The 21019-nt window shown below is 61.8% G+C and carries 16 protein-coding genes and 1 pseudogene; 13 read left to right on the top strand and 4 right to left on the bottom strand.

All coding sequences use genetic code 11. The features are described 5' to 3' along the window. Positions 1 to 18: 18 nt before the first annotated feature. Positions 19 to 828, bottom strand: coding sequence for a hypothetical protein (locus tag JFU04_RS06365; protein ID WP_141697254.1), 810 nt, complete (start codon positions 826 to 828; stop codon positions 19 to 21). A 301-nt stretch (positions 829 to 1129) separates the two neighbouring features. Here JFU04_RS06365 and olsB point away from each other — a divergent pair, with 301 nt between their 5' ends. Beyond that, complete coding sequence (gene olsB / locus JFU04_RS06360) at positions 1130 to 1885, top strand: L-ornithine N(alpha)-acyltransferase (RefSeq protein ID WP_049709576.1); 756 nt, start codon at positions 1130 to 1132, stop codon at positions 1883 to 1885. Beyond that, a complete protein-coding gene (locus tag JFU04_RS06355; protein WP_201143685.1) occupies positions 1885 to 2676 on the top strand; it encodes a lysophospholipid acyltransferase family protein in 792 nt (263 codons plus the stop codon). The genes olsB and JFU04_RS06355 overlap by 1 nt, the downstream gene beginning before the upstream one ends. A gap of 112 nt (positions 2677 to 2788) precedes the next feature. Here JFU04_RS06355 and JFU04_RS06350 read toward each other — a convergent pair whose 3' ends face one another. Beyond that, entirely contained in the window at positions 2789 to 3373 is a 585-nt protein-coding gene (locus JFU04_RS06350; RefSeq protein WP_120447817.1) for an acyl carrier protein phosphodiesterase, read from the bottom strand. Between the two features lie 154 nt (positions 3374 to 3527). Between JFU04_RS06350 and JFU04_RS06345 the strand changes: the two genes are divergently transcribed. Genes JFU04_RS06345 through JFU04_RS06335 form a run of 3 tightly spaced genes read left to right on the top strand, consistent with a single transcriptional unit; the run spans position 3528 to position 6107 of the window. After that, entirely contained in the window at positions 3528 to 3842 is a 315-nt protein-coding gene (locus tag JFU04_RS06345; RefSeq protein WP_065899467.1) for an ArsR/SmtB family transcription factor, read from the top strand. Between the two features lie 13 nt (positions 3843 to 3855). Continuing rightward, the gene (locus tag JFU04_RS06340; RefSeq protein ID WP_201143684.1) at positions 3856 to 5022 is read left to right on the top strand and encodes an MFS transporter; all 1167 of its coding nucleotides are present in this window, start codon (positions 3856 to 3858) and stop codon (positions 5020 to 5022) included. Positions 5023 to 5051: 29 nt separating this feature from the next. Further along, positions 5052 to 6107 carry an alkene reductase gene (locus JFU04_RS06335; RefSeq protein WP_065899469.1) on the top strand — a complete coding sequence of 352 codons (1056 nt, stop codon included), beginning with the start codon at positions 5052 to 5054 and terminating at the stop codon, positions 6105 to 6107. Positions 6108 to 6341: 234 nt separating this feature from the next. Here the strand turns inward: JFU04_RS06335 and JFU04_RS06330 are convergent, their stop codons facing one another. Then, the gene (locus JFU04_RS06330) at positions 6342 to 6974 is read right to left on the bottom strand and encodes a TetR family transcriptional regulator (protein ID WP_065899470.1); all 633 of its coding nucleotides are present in this window, start codon (positions 6972 to 6974) and stop codon (positions 6342 to 6344) included. A gap of 286 nt (positions 6975 to 7260) precedes the next feature. Between JFU04_RS06330 and JFU04_RS06325 the strand changes: the two genes are divergently transcribed. The 8 genes from JFU04_RS06325 (at position 7261) to JFU04_RS06290 (ending at position 20723) form a co-directional block, all read left to right on the top strand. Further along, positions 7261 to 8409 carry an efflux RND transporter periplasmic adaptor subunit gene (locus JFU04_RS06325; protein WP_106804900.1) on the top strand — a complete coding sequence of 383 codons (1149 nt, stop codon included), beginning with the start codon at positions 7261 to 7263 and terminating at the stop codon, positions 8407 to 8409. A 3-nt stretch (positions 8410 to 8412) separates the two neighbouring features. Further along, entirely contained in the window at positions 8413 to 11574 is a 3162-nt protein-coding gene (locus JFU04_RS06320) for an efflux RND transporter permease subunit (protein WP_065899472.1), read from the top strand. Continuing rightward, positions 11571 to 13028, top strand: coding sequence for an AdeC/AdeK/OprM family multidrug efflux complex outer membrane factor (gene adeC / locus JFU04_RS06315; protein ID WP_065899473.1), 1458 nt, complete (start codon positions 11571 to 11573; stop codon positions 13026 to 13028). The genes JFU04_RS06320 and adeC overlap by 4 nt, the downstream gene beginning before the upstream one ends. Positions 13029 to 13342: 314 nt before the next feature. Next, on the top strand, positions 13343 to 15040 hold the full coding sequence (locus JFU04_RS06310; protein ID WP_065899474.1) for a molecular chaperone HscC: 1698 nt from the start codon (positions 13343 to 13345) through the stop codon (positions 15038 to 15040). A gap of 11 nt (positions 15041 to 15051) precedes the next feature. After that, positions 15052 to 16671: a J domain-containing protein gene (locus JFU04_RS06305; protein WP_201143683.1), complete on the top strand. Its 1620-nt coding sequence runs from the start codon at positions 15052 to 15054 to the stop codon at positions 16669 to 16671. A 141-nt stretch (positions 16672 to 16812) separates the two neighbouring features. Then, the gene (locus tag JFU04_RS06300; RefSeq protein ID WP_201143682.1) at positions 16813 to 18063 is read left to right on the top strand and encodes an OprD family porin; all 1251 of its coding nucleotides are present in this window, start codon (positions 16813 to 16815) and stop codon (positions 18061 to 18063) included. An 83-nt stretch (positions 18064 to 18146) separates the two neighbouring features. Continuing rightward, positions 18147 to 19046, top strand: a complete 900-nt coding sequence (locus JFU04_RS06295) for a polysaccharide deacetylase family protein (protein WP_201143681.1) — start codon at positions 18147 to 18149, stop codon at positions 19044 to 19046. 120 nt (positions 19047 to 19166) lie between these two features. Beyond that, on the top strand, positions 19167 to 20723 hold the full coding sequence (locus JFU04_RS06290; protein ID WP_201143680.1) for a M91 family zinc metallopeptidase: 1557 nt from the start codon (positions 19167 to 19169) through the stop codon (positions 20721 to 20723). A gap of 10 nt (positions 20724 to 20733) precedes the next feature. On the opposite strand, the pseudogene JFU04_RS06285 reads toward JFU04_RS06290, so the two are convergent. Then, a pseudogene (locus JFU04_RS06285) lies at positions 20734 to 20913 on the bottom strand (4-carboxymuconolactone decarboxylase); the annotation flags it as partial. Positions 20914 to 21019: the final 106 nt, after the last annotated feature.

Raw genomic sequence — 21019 nt, 5'->3', positions numbered from 1 at the left:
ATGACAAGCATCGCACGCTTATGATTTCTTGAATGCATATGCGTAAATATCCTCCCCAGTCGGGGATGGACCGCCGCGCAGCCCCCAACGCTCCTCTTTACCACCCACGCTCACAGAGCTATGACTGCCGTTTTTAGCGCCGCTGGAAAAAGCCCCTAAACGGCCCTTGAGCAAGTCTTCAGGCGATACCATTTCAATCATATTTCCCAAGCCAAGCCGCGCAAGCGCCAAAGGAAGGGCGTCAGGGCGATTCAAGACCTGCAGCGCTTCGCCAAACCCTACATTCCTGTTCTGTTCCTTGGATAATTTCTGCTGCTCAACCTTGGCCATAACCGTACTGATTACGTTCGCCGAGGTGATCGCCCCTGGATCCGTCCCCTTGAACTTCATTGCCATGGACGTCATTTCAAGCTCAGCCTGGGTCACGTAAACCGACTCGTTATTTCTTAACGTAACCTGGAAACCACCCGGGACTTCTCGCACCTCCTTGAATACGTCGGTTGGCTGCTCACCAAACTGCATCATCGCCATCTTTATTGCCGCAACGGTCACACAGTTGTCCTGATTCCACTGGCTGAAAGCACTCCAAATGTCCTCGGGTTTCTTCCCAGGATCACGACTATCTGGCTTGTATACAAACAGGTGCATGCCCGACGCCACGACCTTGTTGTTGACGGGTTCGCCATAAGACCGACCATCCTGGCTGCGGGTGCCGCTGTACCGTTTGCTGATGACTTGCACCTCCGGCGGCTCAGAACCCTGACTTTTTTCATGATTATTAATTTCCCACCAGGCGGGAGTGGTATTCGAAACTGGCGAAACCGGCATAGTGCTCCTACCTCCACAATGGAAGGCTTGGCAAACGTCCAACGGCATAAGGCGCCCATCTGCCCTCACATCCAGAGCCTGTGTGGCAGCATGGGTAATCCGGTTCCCTCCAAGCGGTCGTCCTACTCCAAATCAAAAGTAGGAAAACAATATCGGGCGACCGTTGCTGTGCAGCCCTATCAAAACGCCTGTCATCCAAGCGTCACCATAACTTCATGGAGATGACACCGAGGCTACATAGCCTGACTTTGGACAACAAAGTCGACCGGCCGAAATCGTGGCCGGCACTCGGAGACTCGCCATGACTCAGATCGCCCGCATCAGCGACACCGGCAATGAACGCCGTCTGCAAGCCGAACGCCTGATCGGCGCGCAGGCTTTGCAGGAAGCCCAGGCCCTGCGGTTCAACGTGTTCAGCGGCGAGTTCAACGCCAAGCTGAAAGGCGCGGAACTGGGCCTGGACATGGATGACTATGATGTTCACTGCAGCCACATCGGCGTGCGGGACTTGAACAGCGGTCGACTCGTCGCCACCACCCGTTTGCTCGACCACCAGGCCGCCAGCACCCTGGGCCGGTTCTACAGCGAAGAAGAATTCAGCCTGCATGGCTTGCTGCACTTGCAGGGCCCGATCCTGGAGATCGGCCGCACCTGCGTCGACCCGGCCTACCGCAACGGCGGCACCATCGCCGTGTTGTGGGGCGAGTTGGCCGAAGTGCTCAACCAGGGCGGCTACAGCTACCTGATGGGGTGCGCGAGCATCCCGATGCACGACGGCGGCATCCAGGCCCACGCGATCATGCAGCGCCTGCGCGAACGCTACCTGTGCAACGAACACCTGCGCGCCGAACCGAAAAAACCGCTGCCCGCGCTGGACCTGCCGTCCAACGTGATCGCCGAAATGCCGCCGCTGCTCAAGGCCTACATGCGCCTGGGTGCGAAGATCTGCGGCGAGCCGTGCTGGGATGAAGACTTCCAGGTCGCCGACGTGTTCATCCTGCTCAAGCGCGACGAGCTGTGCCCGCGCTATGCACGTCACTTCAAGGCGGCCATGTGATGAGCCGCCTGCGCGTATACGGACGCATTGCCCGGGTGCTGGGGGTGGTGGCACTGGGCTTGAGCATGGCCAGTGTGTTTGGCGTGTTCGAACGCATGGGGGTGGCCAATTCGATGGTGCGCCGCCAACGCTGGTCGCGGTTTTTCATGGCGCGACTGACCAACGCCCTGCCCTTTCGCGTGACGGTGCACGGTGAGCTGCCGCAAACGCCGATGCTGTGGGTGAGCAATCACGTGTCGTGGACCGACATCCCGCTGCTGGGCATGGTCACGCCGATGTCGTTCCTGTCCAAGGCCGAAGTGCGCACCTGGCCGGTGGCCGGCTGGTTGGCGGCCAAGGCCGGCAGCCTGTTTATCCGCCGCGGTTCAGGTGACAGCCAGTTGATCCGCAAGCAGATGACCCGTCATCTGGAGCAACAGCACCCGCTGCTGATGTTCCCCGAAGGCACCACCACCGACGGGCGCAGCCTGCGCACCTTCCACGGGCGCTTGCTGGCGAGTGCGATCGAGGCCGATGTGTCGCTGCAGCCGGTGGCGATCCGTTACCTGCGCGACGGGCAAGTCGACCCGCTGGCCCCGTTCATTGGCGATGACGAATTGCTCTCGCACCTGATGCGCCTGTTTGCCAATGACCAGGGCGATGTGGAAATCCATGTGCTCAAGCCCATCGCCTGCGCCGGACAGGAACGCGCGGCACTGGCGTTCCAGGCGCAGCAAGCGGTGCAGAAGGCGTTGTTTGGGCCGTTGCCGGAAGCTGAACAGGTGGATACCCGACCTGCGTTTGCAGCCTGATATCAACTGAACACGGTTTAAAGTGTGGGAGCTGGCTTGCCTGCGATGACGGTCTACCTGTGAATGCTGCGGTTGCTGACACACCGCGATCGCAGGCAAGTCCGCTCCCACCTTAGATCCCACTGATCAGTTGGGTGCGTGCAAACGCCTGCAACTGCGGATAGAACCGCCGGAAATCCTCACTCAGCGGCTCATACAGCACCCGCAATTCCTGCATGGCCTGTCCCAGTTCCTCGGGTTGCGTCAGGCGTCGCGAGATCCCCCGCAAGACCTGCTCCATCACCGCAAACTCGCGGTAAGAACCCAACCAGTCATCCGCCGCCATGTACGGCGCAATCTGCGCCAGCCGTCCTGGCAACTGCGGCTCGGCGGCAAGCACGCGGTAGACCTGCGCGGTGAAGCGCTCCAGCGGCTGGTCGGCATACAGCGCCCAATCGCGCGCCAGGCAATGATCGAAGAACACATCAAGGACAATCCCCGCGTAGCGCCTGCGGGTCAGGCTGAAACGCGACAACGCCTCGCCGACCAGCGGGTGACTGTCGGTGAAGCGGTCGATGGACCGATGCAGCTGGATCGCCGCCTCGATTTGCGGGCTGAACTGGCCCTGCAGGCGGCCCTTGACGAAATCGCCATACAGGCTGCCCAGCAGTTGTGCAGGAAGTTGGCCGCCCAGGTGCAGATGTGCGAGATAATTCATGGCGCGCAGTCTAGCACTGCCGACAACGTATCGTTATAACCCGATATACCGATTTAGCCTGACCTCAGACCAAAATCATATTGGTATATCGGGATATAACGATTTAAGGTTCGCCTCATCGCGATATAACGCTTTACGACACCGAGCACCTGCCATGTCCATCGACCTCGACGAAATAATAAAAGCCCTGGCGCACCCAGTACGACGAGACATCCTCACCTGGCTGAAAGACCCGAAAGTGCAGTTCCCCGAGCAACTGCACAACCACGAATACGGCATCTGCGCCGGGCAGATCGACCAGCGCTGCGGCTTGTCCCAGTCGACGGTGTCGGCCCACCTGGCGACCTTGCAACGGGCGGGACTGATCAGCAGCCAGAAGGCCGGGCAGTGGCACTTTTTCAAACGCAATGAGGAAGTGATCCAAGCCTTCCTCACGGCGCTCATCACTGAACTCAGCGCACCGCTGTAACAAGGAAACGCAAATGCCCCTCTCGCTACTCATACTGGCCCTGAGCGCCTTCGCCATCGGCACCACCGAGTTCGTCATCATGGGCTTGCTGCCCGATGTGGCGGCGGACCTCGGCGTGTCGATTCCCGGCGCCGGCTGGCTGGTCACCGGCTACGCCCTGGGCGTGGCCATCGGTGCGCCGTTCATGGCGCTGGCCACCGCCAAGCTGCCCCGCAAGGCCGCCCTGGTAGCGTTGATGGGCATCTTCATTGTCGGCAACCTGCTGTGCGCCCTGGCCAGTGACTACAACGTGCTGATGTTTGCCCGTGTGGTCACCGCGCTGTGCCACGGTGCGTTCTTCGGGATCGGCTCGGTGGTTGCCGCCAACCTGGTACCGGCCAACAAACGCGCTTCGGCAGTGGCGTTGATGTTCACCGGCTTGACCCTGGCCAACGTGCTCGGCGTGCCGCTGGGTACGGCGCTGGGCCAGGCAGCCGGCTGGCGCTCGACCTTCTGGGCCGTGACGGTGATTGGCGTCGTGGCGCTGATCGGCCTGATCCGCTTCCTGCCGGCCAAGCGTGACGAAGAAAAACTCGACATGCGTGCCGAACTGGCCGCCCTCAAAGGCGCCGGCATCTGGCTGTCGCTGACCATGACCGCACTGTTCGCCGCGTCCATGTTCACCCTCTTCACCTACGTGGCGCCACTGCTTGGCGACGTCACCGGCGTCTCGCCCAAAGGCGTGACCTGGACCCTGCTGCTGATCGGCCTGGGCCTCACCGTCGGCAACATCATCGGCGGCAAGCTGGCGGACAAACGCCTGGCGGCCACGCTGATCGGCGTGTTCATCAGCATGGCGGTGGTCTCCACCGCGCTGACCTGGACCAGCATCGCCGTGATCCCGACTGAAATCACCCTGTTCCTGTGGGCCACCGCCTCGTTTGCCGCCGTCCCCGCGCTGCAGATCAACGTGGTGACCTTCGGCAAGGCCGCACCGAACCTGGTCTCCACCTTGAACATCGGCGCCTTCAACATCGGCAACGCCCTGGGTGCCTGGGTCGGCGGCAGTGTCATTGCCCACGGTCTCGGCCTGACCAGCGTGCCCCTGGCAGCCGCCGCCCTGGCGATCCTCGCGCTGGTGGTGACCTTGATTACTTTCCGTCAGAGCGGCGATGCCGACCTGGCCCCTGCGACCAACTGATCAACTTCAAAGAGAAAGGTGTTTTCCCCATGACGACTATTTTCGATCCGATCAAACTGGGCGACCTGGAACTGGCGAACCGCATCATCATGGCGCCGCTGACCCGCTGCCGTGCCGATGCCGGCCGCGTACCCAACGCGCTGATGGCCGAGTACTACGTGCAACGCGCCTCCGCCGGGCTGATCCTCAGCGAAGCCACCTCGGTGACGCCACTTGGCGTGGGCTACCCGGACACCCCGGGGATCTGGTCCAACGACCAGGTGCGTGGCTGGGCCAACGTCACCAAGGCGGTGCACGGTGCCGGCGGCAAGATCTTCCTGCAGCTGTGGCACGTGGGCCGTATCTCCCACGAGTCGTACCTGAACGGCGAAACGCCGGTGGCTCCGAGCGCCATCCAGGCTAAAGGCCACGTCAGCCTGGTGCGCCCACTGGCGGACTACCCGACGCCACGTGCGCTGGAAACCGCTGAAATCGCCGACATCGTCGACGCCTACCGCACCGGCGCCGAAAACGCCAAGGCCGCCGGCTTCGATGGCGTGGAAATCCACGGCGCGAATGGCTACCTGCTCGACCAGTTCCTGCAGAGCAGCACCAACCAGCGTACCGACCTCTACGGCGGCTCCCTGGAAAACCGTGCACGCCTGCTGCTGGAAGTGACCGACGCAGCCATCGAAGTCTGGGGCGCCGGCCGTGTCGGTGTGCACCTGGCACCACGCGCCGATGCCCACGACATGGGTGACGACAACCTGGCAGAAACCTTCACCTACGTCGCCAGCGAGCTGGGCAAGCGCGGTATCGCGTTCATCTGCTCCCGCGAAAAAGAAGCCGGCGACAGCCTCGGTCCACAATTGAAAAAGGCCTTCGGCGGCGCGTACATCGCCAACGAGCGCTTTACCAAGGACAGCGCCAACGCCTGGCTGGCGGCGGGCAAGGCCGATGCGGTGGCCTTCGGCGTACCGTTCATTGCCAACCCGGACCTGCCAGCACGCCTGAAGGCCGAGGCGCCGCTCAATGAGCCACGCCCGGACACCTTCTACAGCAAAGGTCCGGTCGGCTACATCGACTACCCGACACTGGCCCTGTGATGTAACTTGCTGAAACGAAAAAGCCCCGGCTCGCGAGAACCGGGGCTTTTTCTTGAGTGCGAAGAAACATTCCTTCACAGCCTTGCAACAAAATCGCTACAAAATACTTAGGCGGCTACCTATCAACCGCCCGCCAGCCCGTATATAAAGTCACCCCACCGATCAGGCAAAAGGACGATTGACGGTCCTTGGGCTTTACTGTTGACACAACTGGATGCAATTACGCATTTTGTCTTAATTGCGCAGGCTGGGGCTCCAGCGCAGCATGTCCAGCCCGGCATCCACCCAGCGCTCGGCGTCCTGGTGCAGTTGGAAACTGTCGGGGACCAGCAGCCACTGGCCAATCAACCCGTTGATGTAGGCATGAATGCACACTGCCCCTCGGGTAGTGTCGAGGTTTTCCGGAAGTTGCCCGCGATGGACCGCATTACGCAGTGTCAGGCCGATGCGCAGGTTGCATTCCAGGCTGTGGGTCTGGCGCTGGCGGCGCATATCGCACATTTCATCGGTGAATTCGCACTTATGAAACAGGATCTCATTGATGCGCCGGGTTTTCGGGTCCAGGGCTACTTGATGAAACAAATGAATCAACAGCTTGCGCATGCACCCGAGCGGGTCGAGTTCATCCTCGCTTTCGCTGGCGCGGGCCAACTCATCCAGCGGCTCATGCAGGGTGTCGAGCAGCGCCTGCAACAGATCGGATTTATTGCTGAAATGCCAATAGATGGCACCCCGCGTCACCCCGGCCAGCGCGGCGATGTCAGCCAGCGTGGTCCGCGCAACGCCCCGCTCATAGAAGGCTTGCTCGGCGGCGGCGAGAATCTGGCTGCGCGTTTCCTGAGCTTCCTCTTTGGTGCGACGAACCATGGCAGTAAAACCTCAATCAGGACACTTGGGACTATCGGTAACGCACGATCAATAGGCGGTAACGATCATCTGAATAATTGTGGGACGACACCGTCATGGGCGCCGAACGTACTAAAATCGAGGCTTTGGGCGGTGCTTTGTCAACATTCCGCGAAGCCTGTCAAGAGTTTACAAACAACCATGAACGTAAGTATATTGCGTAGCAAGCTACTTATCTACTCACAGCTTGTTTTTTACCCTTCCACACTTCTTGTGCGCACTCTGCGCGCCTGACCCGAGGATCTTCATGCAACTTAAGCCAGCTGTTACCGCTCTGGTCACTGCCGTCGCCCTGGCATCGCTGCTCAGCGGATGTAAAAAGGAAGAAGCGGCTCCGCCCGCTCAAACCCCTCAGGTCGGCGTGGTCACCCTTCAACCGCAAGCCTATACCCTGACCTCCGAACTGCCGGGCCGCACCACTGCCTACCGCATCGCGGAAGTTCGCCCGCAGGTCAACGGGATCATTCTCAAGCGCCTGTTCAAGGAAGGCGCGGATGTGAAAGAAGGCCAGCAGCTTTATCAGATCGACCCGTCGGTCTATGAAGCCACGCTGAAAAGCGCACAAGCCAGCCTGACCCAGACCAAGTCCATCACCGACCGCTACAAGCAGTTGGTCGATGAGCAAGCCGTCAGCCGCCAGGAATATGACACCGCCGTCGCCAACCGCATGACTGCCGAAGCAAACGTTCAAACCGCCCAGATCAACGTGCGCTACACCAAAGTGTTCGCGCCGATCTCCGGGCGTATCGGGCGTTCTTCGGTGACCGAAGGCGCGCTGGTCAGCAATGGCCAGGCCGATGCCATGGCCGTGATCCAGCAACTGGACCCGATCTACGTCGACGTCACGCAGTCTTCGGCTGAAATGCTGAAACTGCGCCGCGACCTGGAAAGCGGCCAGCTGGAGAAAGCCGGCGCCAATGCCGCCAAGGTCAAGCTGACCCTGGAAGACGGCAGCGACTACGGCCTGGACGGCAAGCTGGAGTTCTCCGAAGTGTCGGTTGACCAGACCACCGGTTCCGTTACCCTGCGCGCCGTGTTCCCCAACCCTGACCACACCCTGTTGCCTGGCATGTTCGTCCACGCCCAGTTGCAGGCCGGTGTGAACAGCAAGGCCATCCTGGCCCCGCAGCAAGGCGTGACCCGCGACATCAAGGGCATCCCGACCGCGCTGGTGGTGAACAAGGACAACAAGGTCGAGCAGCGCCAACTGGTGGCCAACCGCACTGCCGGCGCCTACTGGCTGGTGGAGAAAGGCTTGAACGCCGGTGACCGCGTGATCACCGAAGGCCTGCAATTCATCAAGCCGGGCATCGAAGTCAAGGTCAAGGACGCGGACAACGCCAAGCCCGCAGGTTCCGCTGCTGCTCCTGCTGCCGCTGCTGGCCAGGGGGAGTAACCCATGTCGAAATTTTTTATCGACCGTCCCATTTTCGCCTGGGTAATTGCCCTGGTGATCATGTTGGTCGGGGCACTGTCGATCCTGAAGTTGCCCATCAACCAATACCCGGCCATTGCGCCAACCGCCATTGATATCCAGGTGACCTACCCAGGTGCGTCTGCACAAACCGTGCAGGACACCGTGGTTCAGGTGATCGAGCAACAGCTCAACGGTATCGACAACCTGCGTTATGTCGCCTCGGACAGTAACTCCGACGGCAGCATGACCATCACCGCGACGTTCAACCAGGGTACCAACCCGGACATCGCCCAGGTCCAGGTGCAGAACAAGCTGAACCTGGCGACCCCACTGCTGCCGCAAGAAGTGCAGCAGCAGGGTATCCGCGTGACCAAGTCGGTGAAGAACTTCCTGATGGTGATCGGTCTGGTGTCGGAAGACGGCAGCATGACCAAGGACGACCTCTCCAACTACATCGTGTCCAACATCCAGGACCCGATCTCGCGTACCGCGGGTGTAGGTGACTTCCAGGTGTTCGGTTCGCAGTACGCCATGCGTATCTGGCTCGACCCGGCCAAGCTGAACAACTACCAGCTGACGCCGGTGGATGTGAGCAACGCGATCCAGGCGCAGAACGTCCAGGTGGCCACCGGCCAACTCGGCGGCCTGCCTGCCCTGCCCGGCACCCAACTGAACGCCACCATCATCGGCAAGACGCGCCTGCAAAGCGCCGAAGAGTTCGCCAAGATCCTGATGAAGGTGAACGCCGACGGCTCGCAGGTGCGCCTGGGTGATGTCGCGCGTATCGAACTGGGCGGCCAGAACTACAGCATCAGTGCACAGTTCAACGGCAAGCCGGCTTCCGGCATGGCGATCAAGCTGGCTGCCGGTGCGAACGCCCTGGACACCGCCAAGGCCATCCGCGCCACCGTGGCGTCCCTGGAGCCGTTCTTCCCGCCTGGCATGAAGGCGGTGGTGCCGTATGACACCACCCCGGTCGTGACCGAGTCGATTTCCGGTGTTGTACACACCCTGGTCGAAGCGATCGTGCTGGTGTTCCTGGTGATGTTCCTGTTCCTGCAGAACTTCCGCGCCACCATCATCACCACCATGACCGTACCGGTGGTATTGCTGGGTACTTTCGGGATCCTCGCAGCGTTCGGTTTCACCATCAACACCCTGACCATGTTCGGCATGATCCTGGCCATCGGTTTGCTGGTGGACGATGCGATCGTGGTGGTGGAAAACGTCGAGCGGGTCATGGCCGAGGAGCACTTGTCGCCGAAAGAAGCGACGGTCAAATCCATGAGCCAGATCCAGGGCGCCCTGGTGGGTATTGCCCTGGTACTCTCGGCGGTACTGTTGCCGATGGCGTTCTTCGGTGGTTCCACCGGTGTGATCTACAAACAGTTCTCCATCACCATTGTTTCGGCGATGGCGCTGTCGGTACTGGTTGCCTTGATCTTCACCCCGGCCTTGTGCGCCACCATGCTCAAGCCGATCGACCCTGAAAAGCATGGCCAACCCAAGCGCGGTTTCTTTGGCTGGTTCAACCGCACCTTCGACCGTGGCGTACTGAGCTACGAGCGCGGCGTGGGCAACATGATCAAGCACAAGTTTCCAGCGTTCCTGGTCTACGTGCTGATCCTGGCCGGCATGATCTGGATGTTCACCCGGATTCCAAGCGCGTTCCTGCCTGAGGAAGACCAGGGTGTGATCTTTGCCCAGGTGCAGACACCGGTCGGTTCTTCGGCTGAACGTACGCAAAAAGTCATCGACGACATGCGCGCCTTCCTGCTGAACGACAAGGAAGGCGAGCCGGGCGAAGGCAAGGCCGTGAAGTCGGTGTTTACCGTGAACGGCTTCAACTTCGCCGGTCGTGGCCAAAGCTCGGGCCTCGCGTTTGTGATGCTCAAGCCGTGGGATGAGCGTGACTCGTCGATGTCGGTATTCGAGGTGGCCAAGCGTGCGCAGGGTTACTTCTTCGGGGCCTTCAAGGACGCCATGGTATTTGCCATCGTGCCGCCTTCGGTACTGGAGCTGGGTAACGCCACCGGTTTCGACGTGTTCCTGCAAGACCAGGGTGGCGTCGGCCACGAGAAGCTGATGGCGGCACGCAACCAGTTCCTCGGTGCAGCGGCGCAAAGCAAGATCCTCGCAGGTGTGCGTCCCAACGGCGTGAACGATGAGCCGCAGTACGAGCTCACCGTCGACGACGAGAAGGCCAGCGCCCAGGGCATCAGCCTGGCGGATATCCAGCAGACCCTGGCGATTGCCCTGGGTGGTAGCTACATCAACGACTTCATCGACCGTGGTCGTGTGAAGAAGGTGTACGTGCAGGGTGACGCGGCCAGCCGGATGTCTCCGGAAGACCTGAACAAGTGGTTCGTGCGCAGCAGCTCCGGGAAGATGGTGCCGCTGTCGGCCATCTCGTCGGGCCAGTGGATCTTCGGTTCGCCGAAACTCTCGCGCTATAACGGTGTAGCGGCGATGGAAATCCTCGGTACCCCGGCACCTGGCTACAGTACCGGTGATGCGATGGCGGAAGTAGAGCGTATCGCCAAGGACCTGCCAGCCGGCGTCGGCTATGCATGGACCGGCCTGTCGTATGAAGAGCGCCTCTCCGGCTCCCAGGCGCCTGCGCTGTACGCGCTGTCGCTGCTGGTGGTGTTCCTGTGCCTCGCGGCACTGTACGAAAGCTGGTCGATCCCGATCGCGGTGATCCTCGTAGTGCCACTGGGTGTGATCGGTGCATTGATCGCCACCAGCCTGCGCGGCCTGTCCAACGACGTGTTCTTCCAGGTGGGCCTGTTGGTCACAGTGGGCCTGGCGGCGAAGAACGCCATCCTGATCGTGGAGTTCGCCAAAGAGCTCCACGAACAAGGCAAGGGCATCGTCGAAGCGGCCATCGAGGCGTCCCGCATGCGCCTGCGTCCGATCATCATGACGTCCATGGCGTTCATGCTCGGCGTATTGCCCCTGGCGATCTCCACCGGCGCCGGCTCGGGCAGCCAGCACGCCATCGGTACCGGCGTAATTGGCGGTATGATCACCGCCACCGTCCTGGCGATCTTCTGGGTGCCACTGTTCTTTGCAACCGTGTCGGCCGTTGGCGAGCGTAAAAAGACCGACACTACTGAAACTCCTAAAGAGGCTGGCCAATGAGCAAGTCGCTACTTTCCCTAGCCGTCACGGCATTCGTGCTCAGTGGCTGCTCGTTGATACCTGACTACCAGCGCCCCGACGCGCCGGTAGCAGCGCAATACCCGCAGGGGCCGGCGTATTCGTCGGCCCAGGCACCGGGCCAGGCCGCTGCCGAGCAGGGCTGGAAGCAGTTTTTCCATGACCCTGCCCTGCAACAGCTGATCCAGACCGCGCTGGTGAACAACCGTGACCTGCGCGTTGCGGCCTTGAACATCGACGCCTACGCCGCGCAGTACCAGATCCAGCGTGCCGACCTGTTCCCGGCCATCTCGGCCACGGGCAGCGGCAGCCGTTCGCGTACCCCGGCCAAGTTGTCGCAGACCGGCGAAGCCGGGATCACCAGCCAATACTCGGCCGGCCTCGGGATCAGCTCGTATGAGCTGGACCTGTTCGGTCGTGTGCGCAGCCTGAGTGAAGAAGCACTGCAGAAGTACTTCGCCACTGAAGAAGCGCGGCGCAGCACCCAGATCAGCCTGGTGGCCAGCGTGGCCAACGCCTACCTGACCTGGCAGGCCGACAAGGAACTGCTCAAGCTGACCCAGGACACCCTCGGCGCGTTCGAGCAGAGCTACAAGCTGACCTCGCGCAGCAATGAAGTCGGCGTGGCCTCGGCCCTCGACCTCAGCCAGGCGCGCACCTCGGTGGAAAACGCCCGTGTGCAACTGGCGCGCTACACCCGCCAGGTGGCCCAGGACGAAAACAGCCTGACCCTGCTGCTGGGCACCGGCTTGCCGGCAAACATCACCAGCAAGCCGCTGTCGGATGACCTGCTCAGCGAAGTGCCAGCCGGGTTGCCATCGGACCTGCTGCAACGTCGTCCCGACATTGTGCAGGCCGAGTACAACCTCAAGGCAGCCAACGCCAATATCGGCGCAGCCCGCGCGGCGTTCTTCCCGAGCATCAGCCTGACCGCGAGTGCCGGCACTGCCAGCCCGACCCTGGGCGGCCTGTTCAAAGGCGGCTCGGGGACCTGGTCGTTTGCCCCGCAGATCAACATCCCGATCTTCAACGCCGGTAGCCTGCGCGCAAGCCTGGACTACTCGAAGATCCAGAAAGAGATCAACGTGGCCAACTACGAGAAGGCGATCCAGACCGGCTTCCAGGAAGTTTCCGACGGCCTCGCCGCGCGTGAAACCTACAAGCAGCAACTGGATGCCCAACGTGGCTTCGTCGCCGCCAACCAGGATTACTACCGCCTGGCCGAGCGTCGCTACCGCATCGGTGTCGACAGCAACCTGACCTTCCTCGACGCCCAGCGCCAACTGTTCAGTGCCCAGCAATCGCTGATCACCGACCGCCTGGCGCAGCTGAACAGCGAGGTCAACCTGTACAAGGCCCTCGGCGGTGGCTGGAACGAGCAGACCGCGAAGAATGAGCCGTTGAAAGAACAAGCACCGCCGCTGAAGTTGTTCTGACAGTGCGGGTGTAGATAAAACCGCTTCCCTTACCGGAAGCGGTTTTTTTATGCCTGTTCACTTCCCGACGGTGCTTTTCTGTGGGAGCTGGCTTGCCTGCGATGCAGGCACCTCGGTACATCAGTGACACCCATTCGATGCAATCGCAGGCAAGCCAGCTCCTACAGAAAAGCCGCGTGTTTTTTGCTCGGTTGCCAATCTCGCTCCAACCCCACCGATCCGCCTATCCCCGGTCGTGCACCTTGCGCTCCCTTCAACCTTTCAGGGTAAAATTGGTAACAGATTCTTACAGACCACAGAGGGAGCTTGTCGTAATGATCGTAGGAATCGACTTGGGGACCACCAACAGTCTCGCGGCAGTATGGCGGGGTGATGCCACTGAATTGGTGCCCAACGCCCTGGGCCAGATGCTCACCCCCAGCGTGGTCGGGCTGGATGACCAAGGCCGTGTGCTCGTCGGCCAGGCCGCCAAAGAACGGCTGCACACGCACCCGCACCTGACCACTTCGCTGTTCAAGCGCTACATGGGCAGTGCCACCGAAGTGCGCCTGGGCGACCGTTCGTTCCGTCCTGAAGAACTCTCGGCACTGGTGCTCAAGAGTCTCAAGGAAGACATCGAGCGCACCTACGGCCATACCGTCACCGAAGCCGTGATCAGCGTGCCCGCCTACTTCAGCGACGGCCAACGCAAGGCCACGCGCATCGCCGGTGAACTGGCGGGGCTCAACGTCGAGAAACTGATCAACGAGCCCACCGCGGCCGCCCTCGCCTACGGCTTGCACCAGCGCGACAAGGAAACCTCGTTCCTGGTGTTCGACCTCGGTGGCGGCACCTTCGACGTGTCGATCATCGAGCTGTTCGACGGCGTGATGGAAGTGCGCGCCAGCGCTGGCGACAACTTCCTCGGCGGCGAAGACTTCGACACGCTGCTGCTCGAACACTTTGTCGACAGCCAGCGCAACGCCCAGGGTTTCCCGCCCACCAGCAGCGTCTTGCAAGCCCTGCGCCGCGAGGCCGAGCGCGTGCGCAAGGCCCTGGGCCAGGACGACAGCGCCGACTTCAGCCTGCGCGTCGACGGCCAGCAATGGGTCACGACCATCACCCAACAGGAGCTGGCCAAGCTCTACACGCCGCTGCTCGAACGCCTGCGCGCGCCGATCGAACGAGCCCTGCGCGATGCGCGGATTCGCGTTGGCGACCTCGATGAAATCCTGCTGGTCGGCGGTACCACGCGCATGCCGCTGGTGCGCAAACTCGCCGCCGGCCTGTTCGGGCGCTTCCCGTCCATCAGCCTCGACCCCGATCAGGTGGTCGCCCACGGCGCCGCGATCCAGGCCGCGCTGAAGGCACGCTCGGCCGCCCTCGAAGAAGTCGTGCTGACCGACGTCTGCCCCTACACCCTCGGTATCGAGACCTCGAACCAGTACGGCAGCCACATCGAAAGCGGCCACTACCTGCCGTTGATCGAACGCAACAGCAGCGTGCCGGTGAGCCGGGTCAAAAGTGTGTTCACCCTGTACGACGACCAGACCCGCGTGCTGTTGAAGATCTACCAGGGCGAAAGCCGCCTGGTCAAAGACAACATCGAGCTGGGCCAGCTGGAAATTGCCGTGCCCAAGCGCAAGGCCGGTGAAGTCTCGCTGGACGTGCGTTTCACCTACGACAACAACGGCCTGCTGGAAGCCCAGGTGAAGATCCCGCTGACCGGCGAGCAACACTCGCTGGTGATCGAGAACAACCCCGGCGTACTGAACCCGCAGGAGATCCAGCAGCGCCTGCAAGCCTTGGCAGAGTTGAAGGTTCATCCCCGCGACCAGCAGGTCAACACCGTGCTCGTCGCCCGCCTCGAACGCCTCTACCAGGAAAGCCTGGGTGAGTTGCGCGAGCAGCTCGGGCACTGGGCCGGGCAATTCCAGCAGGTGCTCGACACCCAGGACGAACGCCGCATCCGCGAAGCGCGCAGTGAACTGACCCGGCAACTTGAGCAACTCGACAACGGGTTCTGGCGCTGAGGGAACACTCCATGGATTGTTGGACTGTGCTGCAACTGCCGGAAGATGCCGACGAGCGCACCATCAAGCGCACTTATGCGCGGCTGCTCAAAAGCTGCCGCCCGGACGAAGACGCCGAAGGCTTCCAGCGCCTGCGCGAGGCCTACGAAGAAGCCCTGAGTGAAGCCCGCTGGCGCATCGATAACCAGGACGAGGACGAGGACCGGGTCGAGGCGCCTGTGGCCGAAGCCGCCTACGGCAACCTCAGCGACCTGGCCGAACTGATGGACGTTCGCCCGCTCAGCCCTGCCCCCTTCGAGGCGCCGGCGCCGAACCCGGCCCAGGCGCTGCTCAGCGGCCTCAGCGTGCATAACCTCGACGAGCGCTGGGCCCAGGCCCGCCAACAAGGCTGCGCCGACGCCTTCCAGGCCCTCTTGCTGCGCCATTGTTTCGATGCCCCGGGCGAGCGCAGCGCCATCGCCAGTTGGGCAGTGCAGCACCTGGAATGGCTGACGCCGTGGCAGCAGGTGGCGATGACCCCCTGGCAATACGAAGCGCTGACCAGCGAGCTGCTGCAGGATTACCGCCGCACCTTGCAGGAACTGCTCGAGCAAAAGGCCGAGCGCGAGTTCATCACCCGGCTCACCCACTACAACAACCAACCCTGGCTGCGGGTCTTTGACCTGCAGCAACAGTGGCAACGTATCGTCCTGCACCTGCTCCACGACACCCAATGGAGCGTGCCGCTGTTTGAACGGGTGTGCCAGGCGTTCGGCTGGGACGACCAGAAAGGCGTGTACCCGGAACCCGCCTGGATATGGCGCCAACTGGTGTCCCGCTGCGAGCAGGAAAGCTTCTACGCCAACCTGCTCGACAAAGCCCAGGACAAGCGGCGCAACTCGGCCGATGCGCTGGCCGCGCGCCTGCTGCTGACGCCGATGTCGGCCACGCAACAAAAACGCCTGACCGACACCTTCGGCGAAAACGACTGGCAGGCCTGCCAGCACCTGGCCGAAACGCTCACCTGGCGCTACCCGCAACTGCTCGAACGCCTGCCCCACAAACAGCTGTTTTTCTGGCGCAAGTTCGTGCCCCGGCCCATCTACACCCAGGTGTTTATCCGGCTGTGGGCCGTGTTCGCCCTGGGGTTCGGCCTGAGCATCGCGCACGACAAACCCGACAACCTGAACCTGATGTCGCTCGTGATCTTCATGCTGATGGCGTTCGTGCCGGCCGCCATCGGTTTTCGCGTGACGCAACTGTGGGCCGGGATGAGTTCCACCTATCGGGTACCCGACCTGTGGCTGAGCCAGTACCTGATCCCCAAGCGAATCAACCCCAATGAATACTGGCTGGTGATACGCCACGGCGTGCCGCAGGCGATCATGCTGGTGGCCTGCGGGCTGATGCTCGGCGTGCTCGGCGCGCTCACCTATGCCGGCATGGTCCTGATCCACGTCTTGCACAAAAAACGCATCGGTTCCATGAGCCCTGCCTTCGCCGAAGGCTACCCGTGGCTGAACGGCTTGCACTGGGCGTTCTGGAGCCCGTTGCAAGCGGTGTTCCTGGTGGTGATGGTGGCGCTGATCGTTGCCGCCCAGCACTACCTGCCGAGCGTCCCCTGGACCCACTTCGACCTGCCCAAGCGCTGACCCTGACTGCCGGGCCCGACGGCCCGGCAACTTGCGTTCGATCATCGCCCACAACCCGCCCTCCCCCGATTGAATCGTCCCCGCAGCGCCCCGCACCATGGCCGCCACCTGCATAACCCCAATAACAACAGGTCCGACACCATGAGCACTTTCCACCCGCGCCGGCTCTTGCTGGCCACCGCTGTCGCCAGTCTTGCGTTGCCTGCCGTCGCCGAAGAACATGGGTTTCTCGAAGACGCCAGCGCCAACCTCAACCTGCGCAATTTCTTCTTCAATCGCAATTACACCAACCCCACCAAGACCCAGGGCGGCGCGCAGGAGTGGACGCAAAGTTTCATCCTCGATGCCAAGTCCGGCTTTACCCAGGGCACGGTCGGTTTCGGCGTGGATGTGCTGGGCCTGTACTCGGTGAAGCTCGATGGCGGGCGCGGCACCGGCGGCACCCAATTGTTGCCGCTGGATCACGATGGCCGCCCGGCGGACGAGTTCGGTCGCCTGGGCGTGGCGTTCAAGGCGCGGATATCGAAGACTGAAGTCAAGGTGGGCGAATGGATGCCGGTGCTGCCGATCCTGCGTTCGGACGATGGCCGCTCCCTGCCGCAAACCCTGCGCGGCGGGCAGATCACCTCCAGGGAAATCGATGGCCTGACCCTCTACGGCGGCCAGTTCCGCGCCAACAGCCCGCGCGACGACAGCAGCATGACCGACCTGTCGATGGTCGGTAAACCCGCCTTCACCTCCGACCGTTTCAACTTCCAGGGCGGCGAGTATGCGTTCAACGACAAGCGCACCCAGATCGGCCTGTGGAATGCCCAGCTCAAGGACATCTATAGCCAGCAGTTCGTCAACCTGATCCACAGCCAGCCCATCGGCGACTGGACGCTGGGGGCCAACCTCGGATTTTTCTACGGCAAGGACGATGGCAGCGCCCGCGCAGGCAACCTGGACAATAAGACCTGGTCCGGGCTGTTCTCCGCCAAGTACGGCGGCAACACCTTCTACGTTGGCCTGCAACGACTCACCGGCAACAGCGCCTGGATGCGCGTCAACGGCACCAGCGGCGGCACCCTGGCCAACGACAGCTACAACTCGAGCTACGACAACGCCGAGGAAAAATCCTGGCAGGTGCGCCATGACTACAACTTCGCCGCCCTCGGCGTCCCCGGCCTGACCCTGATGAACCGCTACATCAGCGGCAGCAACGTGCACACCGGCACCATCACCGACGGCAAGGAATGGGGCCGTGAAAGCGAAATCGGCTACACCGTGCAGAGCGGCGCCCTGCAAAACCTGACGGTACGCTGGCGCAACTCAAGCATGCGCCGGGACTACAGCAACAATGAATTCGACGAAAACCGGTTCATCGTCAGTTACCCGATAAGTCTGCTGTAAACCGCCGCCGGACTTGCTGTATGGTGCGCGCCTGCCGCTGCTGATCCACTCAGCAGCGGCTTTTATCCGGGCCCGCGCACACCATGAAATCCTTCGTCATCGCCTTCGCCCTCTGTGCCCTGGCCCTGAGCCTCAGCGGCTGCATTGGTGCGCCGATTCCCCTGACGCCGCAGACCGAACAGCGCCTGCAAGCCCAGGCACCGATCCGTTTCCTGCTGACCTTCGACGACGGCCCCAGTGCCTCGGGCTACAACAACCCCAGCCGTTCCGTGGTCGCCGACCTGGCGCACAACCCGGTGTTGTCGGGGATCAAGGCGGTGTTTTTCCTGCAGACCGAAGCGAGCCGTTCCGGCGGTAGCTCCCGGGGCCGCAAGACCATGGAGCGTGAGTACGCGGGCGGGCATATCCTGGCCTTTCACACGGCGACAGCGTTTCATACCAACCATCGCTGGCTGAATGACGCCGAGCTGGACAGCACCCTCGCCCAAGGCGCGGCGGACATTGCCGCGATCACCGGCACGCCGCCCGTGCTGGTGCGCCCACCGTTCTGGAACTACGACCGCCGCACGTTCGCCGCCTACCAGCGCCATGGCATGCAGGTGTTGCTGACCGACTTGAGTGCCAATGACGGCAAGATCTGGGGCTTCAACGGCAGCCCGCGCCGCCGCGCCAATCTGTATCGACAACTGTCGGTGGTGCGCGAACACATCGCGCTCGGCGAGCTACCGACGGTGGACGGGGTGATACCGGTGGTGGTGACCTTCCACGATATCAACCGCTACACCGCGCGGCACCTGCAGGAGTACCTGCAGATCCTGCTCGACAGCGCCCGCATCAATGGCATGCCGACGGCCGCCGAGCCGTTCTACACCGACACCGGCGCCCTGCAACGCGCCGCGCTGGCGCGTACGGTCAAGGATGTCAGCGAGCCCGTGCATCTGCCCGGCGTGTGGAATTGGGTGTGGGACGCCGACTCCCACTAAATCCAGGCCGCTCGCAAGGCACGCAACATCAAGACAAGTGTTTGACTGCCCTCTCCTCGGAACAACACTTCCCTGCCCACCACTCAAAGGAAAATCTGCCAGCAACGATCGAGCCTTACCATGACTATCTCTGCGTCCACGCCCGTAATGACGAATTACACCCACAGTCCATCGCCGACGCCGCCAGAACCCTCCGTCCAGATCAAATACAAACGCCCTGACTCCGATGCCCTGACCCCTGCCTCCCGTCCGTCTCCGGAAATCGCCCTGGGACACAAAAGCTACGTTAACAGCGAGGTCCTGTTTCAGGACAAAAACGTGAAAATCTCCCAGGAGGTTGAATTCAGCGCCGCAAAAAACGGCGACGCCAGCACCATATTCAGTCAAATGGTGTTAGAAACCGGCAACCATGCAGACCGGGTGAACATCAAGCGCGCCCCCGATGGGAAGCTGCTCGCGACGGTCAACGGTAAAGCCTACAACCTCGAGCTGCTCAATCGTCCCGAGCAGGGAATGGTCCAGCCCCTGTATATCAAGACCCACGGCGGCAACGACTCCGTGGTGGTGGCTCCAGACGTCACGACGCCCATCAAGATCGATTTGGGAGACGGTGACGACTACGCCCGCGGTGGTGGCGGCAACACCCAAATCAAGGGCGGCGCAGGCGACGACTTTATCGTGATGGGCAGGGGGCGTGGGGTCGCATCAGGCGGGGAAGGCAACGACACACTGATCGCGGGCAGTGGCAGCAGTGCGCTGTATGGCGACAATGGCGATGACCGCCTTCAGGCCATGCAGGGCCCTGCCCACCGAAAGGTGCATATGGACGGAGGGCGCGGCAACGACTTCATGATCGCCAAAAATGGCCACACCGTGATGCACGGTGGCGGTGGTGACAACCTGATGGTCAGCCATGGCAGTTCGGTCATTTACACCGGCAGGGGTAAAAACAACGTGAGGTCTTACCATGACAACACGGTGATCTACGCCAAACCTTCGGATAACGTGGTCCACTCGCCCAGCTCACGCAGGATTGATGTAACGCCCAGTGATGCCGGGAAAACTGCCTATAAGGTCGAGGGTTCCGCCGAATTCAAACAGCGCGTCGAAGACGATCTGGAGCTATTGAGAATGTCGCCCATAGGCCAGCAGTCCTTGAAGAAAGAGGACGAACTGGCCGCGAGCAACAACGCGCCAGTCACCCTGCGCGAGCTGGACACCCGGTATGACATGACCTACGGCTTCAACACCAAGGCCATCCAACAGCATCTTCAAGCCGGCGGCGCCGTCGAAGCCCTGAGCGAGTCACAGTTGGGTTATATCGTGGAGGGTAAAGCCGGAGAAAAAGCTGACCTGGGCACGATCAATTACAACCCGATGTATATGCATGACGATAGTTCCTCCCCGATCATCAGTCTCGCGCATGAAAGGGGACACGCCTTCGCGGGTGCCACAGGCCAAAATCTAAAGGGCGCAACCGCAGAACCCGACAATAACCAGCAAGGTGAACCCAACAGGGAGCGACAGGCGATCGGTCTGCAATCGGCAGTCCCCCCGGTTGATTTCGACGGTGACCCCAGCACCGCGAAAACCACCTCCAATCCACGGGCATTTACCGAAAACGGCCTGAAAGAAGAAATGGGGCTTCCATTGCGCAAGAGGGTCTACACCACGTAGGCGGCCTGAGCCGGCTCGACCGCCTCAGGCCCGGGCGGGTCCAGATGTCACCCCAGGCGTGGCGGGTGATCATTTCCTGGAACTCACTGTTGAACTCGGTCAGGGCATTGAGGCTGCGGTCGACATGCGCATCCCCCAGTACTTCGCGGCGCACCTGCAGGCCATCGGCATAACGGTGTTTCTCACCCACAAAAACACTCCCGACTGAACGTGATAAAGGCTCGCCCCACCGTGGCAAACGCACTTGCCGTAGCCAGCAGGCTTGTTTTGCTGAGCGGACTTATTGTGGCTAGTGG

The organism is Pseudomonas sp. TH21 (assembly GCF_016651025.1).
Classification (GTDB): Bacteria; Pseudomonadota; Gammaproteobacteria; order Pseudomonadales; family Pseudomonadaceae; genus Aquipseudomonas; species Aquipseudomonas aylmerensis.
This window is presented reverse-complemented; position numbering and strand designations above follow the sequence as displayed.